Consider the following 6,926-nt stretch of genomic DNA (forward strand, 5'->3'; position numbering starts at 1 on the left):
GCCGCCGCGTCCCCGGCGGCCTCGTTCGTGTCGCCCTCGGTGCCGGACGCATCGCCGGTCCCTGTCGCGTCCGAAATCTGCTCGACCGCAGCGCTGGCCTGTTCGGCGGGAAAGCGGGTCAGGAATTGCTGCGCCGAGACCCACAGCATGCCGATGAAGACCGCCAGCGTCAGCGCCAGAAGCGTCATCGCCGCGATATGGCCAACCCATCGCCGCCCGCCCGCCGCCCGCGCGGCCCAGCCATCGACGGGCGCAAGCAGCAGCGCCACGAAGACCGCGAAGACGATCGGCAGGAACACCGGCTGCATCGCGTGCAGCGCCCATCCCACCAGCACCAGCGTCACCACGCCCAGCATGCCCAAGGCGGGATGCGCCATGCGCTGGGGCGCGGTCAGGTCGCGCCTGGTCTCGGACGCGCGATCAGGCACCCTGGCCTACGTTCAGAGATAGCCCGCCGTCGATGGTGAAGGTCTGCCCGGTCACGTAATCGGCCTCTGGCGAGGCGAGATAGACCGCGAGATGCGCCACCTCCTCGGGTTGGCCGGCGCGCCGCCACGGGATGTTGCGCACCTGCTTTTCGCGGGCCTCCGCGTCGTCCATCGCCTCCTGGTTCATCGCGGTGAGGATCATCCCCGGCGCGATGTTGTTGACCGCGATGCGGTCCGGCGCCAGTTCGAGGCAGAGCGTACGGGTGAGGTTGCGCAGGCCGCCCTTTGCGGCGTCATAGGCGGCCGAGCCGATGCGCGGAATTTCCTCGTGCACCGAGGAGATGTTGACGATCCGCCCGCCGCCGCCTTCGGCGCGCCGCGCGCGGATGAAGGCGCGGCAGCACAGGAACGGGCCGAAGAGATCGACCTTCAGCATCTTTTCCCACGTTTCCTCGTCCATCTCGGCCACCTCGTCTCCCGGTGCGTCGAGACCGGCGGAGTTGACGAGTATGTCGGGCGGACCGAAGGCGTCGCCCGCCGAGGAGAAGAGCCGCTCCACGTCGTCGGGGCGGGTGTGGTCGCATTGCACCGTGATCGCGGCGCGGCCCGCCTCGCGCACCGCGCGGGCGGTCTCGTCCGCGGCTTTGGCATCGCTCAGATAGGCCAGCACGAGGTCCGCGCCTTCGCGCGCGAAGGCGGTTGCGATGGCGCGACCGATGCCGGATTCCGCACCGGTGACGATCGCGATGCTGCCTTGAAGTCTGTCGGTCATCTGCCCCTCGCTTTGGCCGGGGGGCGCGGCCTCGTGCGGCATCCCGCGACAGCGCCCCTCGGGGGGGCAACTGCCGCGGGGGCGCGGGGTTCCGGATCAGCTGCGGGCGTAGACGTCCTCGTAGCGCACGATGTCGTCCTCGCCGACATAGGCGCCGGTCTGCACCTCGATCAGCACCATCGGCACCTTGCCGGGGTTCTCCATGCGGTGCACGGCGCCCAGCGGGATATAGACCGACTGGTTCTCGGTCACGAGCTTGACCTCGTCATCCACGGTCACGCGCGCGGTGCCCTCGACCACGATCCAGTGCTCGGAGCGGTGGTGATGGCTTTGCAGCGACAGCGAGGCGCCGGGATGCACCATGATCCGCTTCACCTGGAAGCGGCCGCCGACCACGAGGCTTTCGAACCAGCCCCACGGGCGGTGATCCTTGGGGAAGGCAGTGGCCTGCGGGGCCTTCTTGGCCTTGAGCGCCTCGACCGCCTTCTTGACGTCCTGCGCGCGGCTCATGTCCGCGACCAGCACCGCGTCGTTCATCGCGATGGCCATGATGTTCTCGAGCCCGATGCCCACGACCTCCATGCGCTCGCTCTCCGAGCGCAGCAGCGTGTTGGCGCAATCGATCGCGGTGGCGCCCTGCGAGGTCACGACGCCCTGCGCGTCGGGGTTGCTCTCGCGCCAGACGGCGTCCCAGCCGCCCAGATCCGACCATTCGGAAACGAAGGGGACCACCGACAGGTTGTCGGCCTTCTCCATCACCGCGTAGTCGATCGAAATGTCGGGCGCGGTGGACCACGCCTCGGGGTCGAGGCGCAGGAAACCCAGATCGGTCTTGCCTTGGGCGAGCGACGCCTCGACCGGGGCGAAGGTCTCGGGGGCGTGGGCCCTGAAGGCGGCGACCATGTCGGAGGCGCGCGCCATGAAGATGCCCGCGTTCCACAGGAACTTGCCAGATTCGAACATCTGCGTCGCGCGATCGGTATCGGGCTTTTCGACGAAACGGCTCAGCTTCTGCGGCGCGCCGTCGGCGATCGGGCTTGCGATCTCGAGATAGCCGTAGCCGGTCTCGCCATGGGTCGCTTGATGCCGAAGGTAACGAGCTGGCCACGCGAGACCGGCTCGAGCCCGCGCTCGATCGCGGCGTGGAAGGCGGCAGTGTCGGGGACGACCTGATCGGACGGGGCGATCAGCATAATGGCCCCGGGCGAGGTCGCCTCGAGATGCAGCGCCGCGGCGAGGATCGCGGGGGCGGTGTTGCGGCCCTCGGGTTCGATCAGCACGGCGCCGGGATCGATCGCCGCGAGGCTGAGCTGTTCGGTCACGATGAAGCGGAAATCGGAGTTGGTCAGCACGAGGGGGCGGTCGAAGTTCAGATCGCCGCTGCCCTGCCGCGTGCCCTGCAGCCGCCGTGCCGAAGCCTGAAACAGTGTCTCTTCACCCATCAGCGGCACGAACTGCTTGGGATAGCTCTTGCGCGATAGCGGCCACAGACGGGTGCCGGAACCACCGCAGAGGAGGACGGGGGTGATGGTGGTCATGAGATACTCCATTCAAAGTCAGGGAACATGGAACCGGCAACGGGGCCATCTAAGATCATTGCGCCTCACATCGCCCAGAAAGGGGGTCAAATGGAAGGCCCTGAAGACGGCATAATTCGTTTCCCCGCCATCATTGGCCTGCGGCGACCCGATGGGGCGCGTCGCGGATCGCGACGCCGCCGAAAGGCGCAATGCGCGAAGGGGCGCGGTGGACACCGCTGGACAAGGCGGGGCCGACCCCGCATCAAGCACGGGTCCGTAGGGGGGAGACATCGACATGGGTGAAACGATGCGGCGGTATTTCATCTGGTCGCTTCTGGTGACGGCGGTCGGTCTGGCGCTCGCGGTCTGGCTCGGCTGGAGCCGGGGCGGCGTGGCCGGGGCGCTGTCCTTCGGCCTGATCGCGGCGGTGCTCGCGGTGCTCGAGATCTCGTTGTCCTTCGACAACGCCATCGTCAATGCCAACAAGCTCGACGGCATGGCGCCGGTCTGGCGGCAGCGGTTCCTGACATGGGGCATCCTGATCGCGGTGTTCGGCATGCGCATCGTGTTTCCGCTCGCGGTGGTGGTGATCGCCGCCGGGATCGGGCCGTGGGATGCGATCCGCCTCGCCGCCGCCGAACCGGATGAATACGCGCGCATCATGGAGGAGGCGCATCTGTCGATCACCGCCTTCGGCGGCACCTTTCTGATGATGGTGGCGCTGGGGTTCTTCATCGACGAGGAAAAGGAGATCGACTGGATCGGCGGGCTGGAGCGACGTCTGCGCCGGGCCGCGGGCGTGCAGGGGCTTCAGGTCGGTCTAGTCCTCGTGGTGCTGGTGAGCTTCGCCTCGGTGCTCGACCCGATCGAGACTGGTATCTTCCTGTTCTCGGCGCTGTTGGGGCTTCTGAGCTATCTCGCGCTCGACATGCTAGGCAACTGGCTCGACGCGGAGCAGGAGGTGGCGGGGGCCGCGCGGGCCGGGGGCCTGGGCGCGTTCCTCTATCTCGAGGTGCTCGATGCGAGCTTTTCCTTCGACGGGGTGATCGGCGCCTTCGCGGTGACCAAGAACCTGTTCCTGATCGCCATCGGCCTCGGCATCGGCGCGATGTATGTGCGCTCCATGACGATCATGCTGGTCGAGAAGCGCACGCTGGCCGAGTTTCGCTATCTCGAACACGGGGCCTTCTACTCGATCCTCGTCTTGTCGGTGCTGATGTATGCGCAGGCGGTGGTGCATGTGCCCGAGGCGATCACCGGCCTTCTGGGCGCGGCGCTGATCGGCGTGGCGCTTTGGTCCTCGGTCCGGCATAACCGGGCGCTGCGCGAGGGTTGATCGGGAGGCGGGGCGGTTCGTGAGCGATCCTAGCTCCCCGCCTCGACCGCACATCTTGGTGATCGCCGGCCCGTCGCATACGTCTCTGGTGGCCATTCAACCGGGTCAAACCCCATGGGGAATGCCGCGGTCCGCCTGTGTCGCAGCATGGGTCCAAACCGGGAAGGCGACCGTCCCGCCGCCTCTATTCGAAGGTTACAAGCTGCGCCTTCGGTGCCAAGATCGACGCCATCCGGAGATCTGACCGGACAAGGGAGGCAAGACCGTGAAATTTACCATTTTCGATCCACTCAATCGTTCTCAGCGCTTCGACGCCGCAGATGACGATGGCGTCAATTCATCCAAGGCACCGACGATCGGCGACGTGATCGCCGCCCGCATGGGGCGCCGGGACCTCATGAAGGGGGCCTTGGGGTTCACCGCCATCGCCGCGACGGTCAGCCCGATGGCATTGGCCGCGAGCCGCGCTTACGCGCAGACCGAGGGCAGCAGCTTCGACTTCACCGAAATCGAGGCCGGCGTCAGCGAAGACATGGTCGTGGCGGAGGGCTACGACGCCGAGGTGCTGATCCGCTGGGGCGATCCGGTCCTGCCCGGTGCGCCGGAGTTCGACGTCGACAATCAGACCGCCGAGGCGCAGAACCAGCAATTCGGCTACAACTCGGACTTCATCGGCACCGTGCCGCACCCCGAGGCCCCCGACGATCCCGACCGGCTCCTCCTCGTGAACCATCACGAATACACCAACGAGGAGCTGATGTTCCCCGGCCTCGGCATCCAGGACGACGCCGAGTTCGCGAAGATGACCCAGGAGCTGGTGGATATCGAGAAGGCCGCGCATGGCGGCAGCGTCATCGAGATCCGCCGGGGCGAGGACGGCAAATGGTCGGTGGTGCGCGAGTCGACCTATAACCGCCGGATCACCGCCGAAACGCCGATGAAGATCTCTGGCCCGGCGGCGGGTCATGCGCGGATGCAGACCAATGCGGACCCGAGCGGCACTGAGGCGCGCGGCACCTTCAACAACTGCGCCGGCGGCATCACGCCCTGGGGCACCTGGCTCATGGCCGAGGAGAACTTCAACGGCTATTTCTGGAGCGACCAGCAGGAGCCGCCCGCGACCGAGACCTCGGACGACCCGGCGACGATCCTCAATGCCCGCTACGGCGTGCCGGGCAAGTGGTATGCCTGGGGCAAGTTCGACGACCGCTTCAATATCGACAAGGAACCGAACGAGCCCAACCGCCACGGCTGGATCGTCGAGGTGAACCCGGCCGACCCGAACTCCACCCCGGTCAAGCGCACGGCGTTGGGACGGGTGAAGCACGAGGGCGCCATGCCCGCGGTCAACGGCGATGGACGGGTCGCGCTCTTCATGGGCGACGACGAGCGGTTCGACTACGTTTACCGCTTCGTCACCGAGGCCGCCTATGACGAGGCGAACCCGGACCCCGACATTCTCGACCGCGGCACGCTCTCGGTGGCGAGGTTCGACGAGGATGGCTCCGTGACATGGCTGCCTTTGATCCATGGCGAAGGCCCGCTGACCGCCGAGAACGGCTTTGCCGATCAGGGCGACGTTCTGGTCCAGACCCGGCGCGCCGCCGATTTCCTGGAGGCGACACCGATGGACCGCCCCGAGGATGTGGAGCCGAACGAGCAGACCGGCAGGATCTACGTGATGCTGACCAACAACACGCGCCGCAAGCCGGGCGACGAGAACGCGGCCAACCCGCGCGCCGAGAACGCGTTCGGCCACATCATCGAGATCACCGCACCGGAGGGCGATTTCGCGGCCGACACCATGTCGTGGGAGATCCTCGTCAAATGCGGCGACCCTTCGGTCGAGGCGGTCGGTGCGACCTTCTCTCCCGCCACGAGCGAGAACGGCTGGTTCGGCATGCCGGACAACTGCGCGATCGACGCGGCGGGTCGGCTCTGGATCTCGACCGATGGCAACTCGGCGGAGGACACCGGGCGGGCCGACGGTCTTTGGGCGATGGAGACCGACGGAGAGATGCGCGGCACGTCGAAGCACTTCTTCCGCGTGCCGGTCGGGGCGGAGATGTGCGGCCCGTGGTTCGTCAACGACGACCAGACGCTGTTCCTCGCGGTCCAGCATCCGGGCGATGGCTCGACCTTCGAGGACCCCTCGACCCGCTGGCCCGACTTCGCGGACGGCATGCCGCCGCGACCTGCCGTGGTCGTGATCCAGAAGCAGGGCGGAGGCCGGATCGGGTGATCGCCACGCGCGTCTGACGGTCCTGAGCCAGTCCGGGCCAAAGCTGCGCCGTCAGCGGCGCAGCTTCTCCCCTACGAGCGGCAATGGGCGGGTTTCATGACGGGGCGCGTTGTGGGTTCATCGCTCCGCCGCGTGTGACAAGGGGCTCCCGATGGGGAGCCCCTTTTTGCCGAGCGGATACGGGGTCAGTCGCGGCGCTTGGGGGCCTCGGTGCCGCCCTTGCGGGGCGGTTTGCCGGGCCGGGGTCCGGGCTTGGCGCCAGCCTTGCCGCCGGGGGCCGAGGGCGGCGTGAAGCGGCGCGAGGTGTCGGCGGCGCCGCGCGACTTGGGCGCGCCGTCGGGCTTGCCCGGCTTGGCGAAGGGCTTCGCACCTGGCTTCGCTCCGGGCTTGGCGAAGGGTTTCGCGCCCGGCTTGCCCGCCGGTTTCGCGCCCCGCTCGGAGACCGCGCCGTCGCGGCTGCGGTCGAAGGGCTTGGCGTCGCGCTTCTGCCACGGCTTGTCGCCGCCCTTGTCGGATGCGCCTTCGCGCTTCTTCCACGGCTTGTCGCCTGCGGGCTTGTCGGCGCGCGGCTTGCGCGGCGGGCGCTCCTCGGACGGGGCAGGGGCCGAAAGCCGGAGCCGGGGCGGGC

4 protein-coding genes and 2 pseudogenes are annotated in these 6,926 nt (G+C 67.9%); 2 read left to right on the forward strand and 4 right to left on the reverse strand.

Going from position 1 to position 6,926, the window contains the following annotated elements:
* The 3 genes and pseudogenes from MBELCI_RS17995 to MBELCI_RS18005 form a co-directional block, all read right to left on the reverse strand.
* Positions 1-428: AI-2E family transporter (locus MBELCI_RS17995; RefSeq protein ID WP_131505600.1), on the reverse strand; the 428-nt coding region annotated here is incomplete at its 3' end.
* On the reverse strand, positions 421-1,200 hold the full coding sequence (locus MBELCI_RS18000) for an SDR family NAD(P)-dependent oxidoreductase (RefSeq protein ID WP_045320483.1): 780 nt from the start codon (positions 1,198-1,200) through the stop codon (positions 421-423). The genes MBELCI_RS17995 and MBELCI_RS18000, both read right to left, overlap by 8 nt.
* A gap of 96 nt (positions 1,201-1,296) precedes the next feature.
* Positions 1,297-2,750: pseudogene (locus MBELCI_RS18005) on the reverse strand (mannose-1-phosphate guanylyltransferase/mannose-6-phosphate isomerase).
* Between the two features lie 265 nt (positions 2,751-3,015).
* Here MBELCI_RS18005 and MBELCI_RS18010 point away from each other — a divergent pair.
* Together MBELCI_RS18010 and MBELCI_RS18015 are read left to right on the forward strand one after the other, a co-directional pair.
* Positions 3,016-4,056 (forward strand): DUF475 domain-containing protein, encoded by a 1,041-nt coding sequence (locus tag MBELCI_RS18010; RefSeq protein ID WP_021695683.1) that lies wholly within the window; start codon positions 3,016-3,018, stop codon positions 4,054-4,056.
* Between the two features lie 265 nt (positions 4,057-4,321).
* Positions 4,322-6,298 (forward strand): PhoX family protein, encoded by a 1,977-nt coding sequence (locus MBELCI_RS18015; RefSeq protein WP_021695684.1) that lies wholly within the window; start codon positions 4,322-4,324, stop codon positions 6,296-6,298.
* A gap of 185 nt (positions 6,299-6,483) precedes the next feature.
* Here the strand turns inward: MBELCI_RS18015 and MBELCI_RS18020 are convergent.
* Positions 6,484-6,926 (reverse strand): annotated as a pseudogene (locus MBELCI_RS18020) (DEAD/DEAH box helicase); the annotation flags it as partial.

Origin of the sequence: Limimaricola cinnabarinus LL-001, assembly GCF_000466965.1 — a bacterium.
GTDB classification, from domain to species: Bacteria; Pseudomonadota; Alphaproteobacteria; order Rhodobacterales; family Rhodobacteraceae; genus Limimaricola; species Limimaricola cinnabarinus.

Bases quoted from the DNA above. Each gene is read 5' to 3' on its own strand.
- MBELCI_RS18000 (WP_045320483.1), bottom strand. From the start codon at position 1,200: ATGACCGACAGACTTCAAGGCAGCATCGCGATCGTCACCGGTGCGGAA.
- MBELCI_RS18010 (WP_021695683.1), top strand. From the start codon at position 3,016: ATGGGTGAAACGATGCGGCGGTATTTCATCTGGTCGCTTCTGGTGACG.